Source organism: uncultured Pseudacidovorax sp. (genome assembly GCF_913773995.1).
Classification (GTDB): domain Bacteria; phylum Pseudomonadota; class Gammaproteobacteria; order Burkholderiales; family Burkholderiaceae_C; genus Xenophilus.
Genome location: NZ_CAJYES010000128.1, coordinates 1 through 3,096, shown reverse-complemented (window position 1 = coordinate 3,096; position 3,096 = coordinate 1). Strand labels below are relative to the sequence as shown.

The following is a 3,096-nucleotide window of genomic DNA, read 5'->3' as shown; positions in this document are numbered from 1 at the left end:
TCCTGCTGCAGTGCAGGCGTCACTTCCAGCACCACGTTGTAGCTGTTGAGCTGGGTGAAGTACTGCGCCACCTGCCGCTGGCCGATGGCGTCGTACAGCGTGGCGTCGATCAGCGCCGGCGTGATGCCGTAGCTGGAGGCGCGCTGCCGGTCGATGGTCAGGCTGGCCATGGGCGCGGCGTTCTGCTGGTCGGAGCTCACGTCGGTGAGGGCCGGCAGCTGCTGCAGGCGCTGCGTGATGCGCTGCGTCCAGGTGTCGAGCTCGCCCAGGTCGGTGTCGGTCAGCGTGTACTGGTACTGGGTGCGCGCCAGCCGGCCGCCCACGTTGATGTCCTGCCCGGCCTGCATGTAGAGCGTGATGCCGGGCACGCGCGCCAGCTTGGGCCGCAGGCGGCCGATGATCTCGTCGGCGGTCTCGGTGCGGCCGTCTTCCTTGGGCTTGAGGCCGATGAAGAAGTTGCCCGAGTTGAAGGTGCTGGCACCGGCCTGCAGGCCGAAGGCGGTGACGTCCGGGTCCTGCCGCACGATGTCGGCCAGGGCCAGCATGCGCCCGTGCATGGCCTCGGACGAGGAATCCTGCCCTGCCACCGCGGTGCCGAAGATGTAGCCCGTGTCCTGCTGCGGGAAGAAGCCCTTGGGAATCACGATGAACAGCGCCACGGTGGCGGCCACCGTCGCGATGAAGCTCAGCAGCGTGATGAAGGGATGGCGCAGCACCACTTCGAGCGCGCGGCGGTAGCCGCCGATCATGGCCTCGAAGCCGCGCTCGAACAGGTCGAAGAGCTTGCCGTGCTTCGGTGCGGCATGCGTGCCGTCGCCATGCGGGTTCTTCAGGAACTTGGCGCACAGCATGGGCGTGAGCGTGAGCGAGACCACCACCGACACGGCGATGGTCAGCGTCACCGTCACCGCGAACTCGCGGAACAGGCGCCCCACGATGCCGCCCATCAGCAGCAGCGGGATGAACACGGCCACCAGCGACACCGAGATCGACACGATGGTGAAGCCGATTTCCTGCGCGCCTTGCAGTGCCGCCTGCATGGGCGGCATGCCGTCCTCGATGTGGCGGTAGATGTTCTCCAGCATCACGATGGCGTCGTCCACCACGAAGCCCACCGCGATGGTCAGCGCCATGAGCGACAGGTTGTCCAGCGAATAGCCCAGCACGTACATCACGGCGGCCGTGCCCAGCAGCGCGAGCGGTACGGTCACGCTGGGGATCAGCGTGACGGTCATGCTGCGCAGGAAGACGAAGATCACCGCCACCACCAGCGCCACCGACAGCACGAGGGTGAACTCCACGTCCTTGACCGAGGCGCGGATGGTTTGCGTGCGGTCGATGATGGTGCTGACCGTCACGCTGGGCGGGATCGAGGCCTTGAGCTTGGGCAGCGCCGCGAAGATGCGGTCCACCGTGTCGATCACGTTGGCGCCCGGCATCTTGGTGATGGCCAGCGAAATGGCCTGGCCCGGCTCGATGTGGCTGCCTTCCGGCTCGGCCTTGCCGGGGAAGGCCCAGGCGGCGATCTTGGCGTTTTCCGGCCCATCCACGGCCACGCCCACGTCGCGCACGCGGATGGGTGCGCCGTTGCGGTAGGCCAGCACCATGTCGTTCCACGGCGCGGCCTTGAGCAGCTGGTCGTTGGTGTAGACGTTCATGGCCTGCGAGGTGCCGTCCAGCGTGCCGGTGGGTGCGCTCACGGTGGTGTTGGCGATCACGCCGCGGATGTCCTCCAGGCTCAGGCCCAGGCCGCGGATCTTGGCCGGGTCGACCTGGATGCGCACCGCCGGCTTCTGCTGACCGAACACATTGACCAGGCCCACGCCCTCGATGCGCGAGATCTGCTGCGCCAGGATGTTCTCGGCATAGTCGTCCACCTGCGTCATCGGCAGCACCTGCGACTGCACCGCCAGGATCAGCACCGGCGCATCGGCCGGGTTGATCTTGCGGAAGCTCGGCGGGCTGGGCAGGTTCTTGGGCAATTGGCCGGTGGCCGAGTTGATGGCGGTCTGCACGTCCAGCGCGGCGCCGTCGATGTTGCGGTCCAGGTCGAACTGCAGCGTGATCTGCGTCAGGCCCAGCGAGCTGGTCGAGGTCATCTGCGACAGGCCGGGAATCAGCGAGAACTGCCGCTCCAGCGGCTGCGCCACGTTCGACGCCATGGTTTCCGGGCTGGCGCCCGGCAGGCGGCCGGTGACCTGCAGGGTCGGGAAGTCCACCTGCGGCAGCGGTGCCACCGGCAGCATCGGCCAGGCCACCAGGCCGATGAGCAGCAGCGCGACGGCCAGCAGCGAGGTGCCGATGGGCCGGCGGATGAAGGCGGCAGAGATGCTCACGAGGTGGCTCCCTTGGCGCCGTTGGCGGTCTCTGCGGCCTTGGCGCCGGCAGGCTTGTCGGTGGCGGGCTTGTCGGTGGCGGGCTTGTCCGCGCCGGGGGCGGCGCCCTTGCCCTCGCCGCCTTCCCTGGCCTCGCGCACGGCGGTGCCCGGGGCCAGGCGGAACTGGCCGTCGGTCACCACGCGGTCGCCCGCCTTCAGGCCCTTCGTCACCACGGCCGTGTTGCCCTCGCTGCTGCCCAGCTCGATGGGTTGCACGCGGGCCTTGTTGTCGGCATCGACCACGTAGCTGAACAGCCCGTTGGGGCCGCGCTGCACGGCGGGGGCGGGCACGGTGAGCGCATCGCGCTGCTGGCCCAGCACCAGCCGCGCATCCACCGACTGCCCCGGCCACAGCTTGTGGTCGGGGTTGGCGAAGCGGGCCTTCATGGCGATGGTGCCGGTGGTGACGTCGATCTGGTTATTCAGCAGCGTCAGCTCGCCGGTGGCCAGCACCTCGTGCGTGGCGCGGTCGATGGCCTGCACCTGCAGCGGCGCCGGGCCGTGGAGGGCGGTGTTGATGGCCTGGAAGGCGCTTTCGGGCACGGTGAACTGCACGGCGATGGGGTCGATCTGGTTGATGACCAGCAGGCCGGCCGCGTCGGTGGCGTGGACGATGTTGCCGGGGTCGACCAACCGGGCGCCGATGCGGCCCGACAGGGGGGCGGTGAGCGTGGCATAGCTCAGCTGCACCTGCGCGGCCGAGACGGCGGCGGTGTCGC

2 protein-coding genes are annotated in these 3,096 nt (G+C 69.0%); both read right to left on the bottom strand.

The genetic code is table 11. The features are described 5' to 3' along the window. The coding region (locus tag QZ772_RS11750; protein WP_295526276.1) for an efflux RND transporter permease subunit at positions 1-2,336 on the bottom strand (2,336 nt) is incomplete at its 3' end. Then, a partial coding sequence (locus QZ772_RS11745) for an efflux RND transporter periplasmic adaptor subunit (protein ID WP_295526274.1) occupies positions 2,333-3,096 on the bottom strand: 764 nt, incomplete at its 5' end. The genes QZ772_RS11745 and QZ772_RS11750, both read right to left, overlap by 4 nt.